Annotated in this window: 1 protein-coding gene; it reads left to right on the top strand. The window is 62.8% G+C overall.

Annotation, left to right across the window (positions count from 1 at the left end):
• A partial coding sequence (locus HGI47_RS22115) for a transposase (protein WP_168854902.1) occupies nucleotides 1–750 on the top strand: 750 nt, incomplete at both ends.

The following is a 750-nucleotide window of genomic DNA, read 5'->3' as shown; positions in this document are numbered from 1 at the left end:
GCGACGGCGCCAAGGGCGGTCGGCGCTCGTTCGATCCCGTGGCGATGTTCAAGGTGCTGGTGGTTCAGGCGCAGCATAATCTGTCGGATGCGCGCATGGAGTTCATGATCCGGGATCGCTTGAGCTGGATGCGCTTCTTCGGCTTCGACCTTGGCGGGACAATGCCCGACGAGAACACCATCCGCCACTATCGCAACCGGCTGACCGAGAGCGGCACGCTCGAGGCATTGATGCAGGCGTTCGAGCAACAACTGCGCGAGGCAGGATACCTGGCGATGGGCGGTCAGATCGTGGATGCCACGCTTGTGCCTGCGCCCAAGCAGCGCAATAACGAGGAAGAGAAGGCTGCCATCAAGGCGGGCAAGTCGGCAAAGCAGATCTGGCGCGGCAAGCCGGACAAGGCGCACCAAAAGGATGTCGATGCGCGCTGGACCGTGAAGATCGGCGGCAAGATCCGCTATCGTCCCGATGGAACACCGCTTCCGCAGATCGCCACGCCGGTGTTTGGCTACAAGTCGCATATCAGCATCGATCGGCGCTTTGGCTTCATCCGCAAGGCAGCGGTGACCTCGGCCGCCGACAGCGACGGACGGCAGTTGCGGCGGGTGATCGACACCGCCAACACAGCCGGCGATGTCTGGGCAGACAGTGCCTATCGCAGCAGCAAGAACGAGGCATGGCTCAAGGCCAACATGCTCAACAGCCGCATCCATCGCAGGAAGCCCAAGGGCAGGCCGATGCCCGAGCACA

The sequence above is a fragment of the Novosphingobium sp. ERN07 genome (assembly GCF_012641335.1).
Classification (GTDB): domain Bacteria; phylum Pseudomonadota; class Alphaproteobacteria; order Sphingomonadales; family Sphingomonadaceae; genus Novosphingobium.
This window is presented reverse-complemented; position numbering and strand designations above follow the sequence as displayed.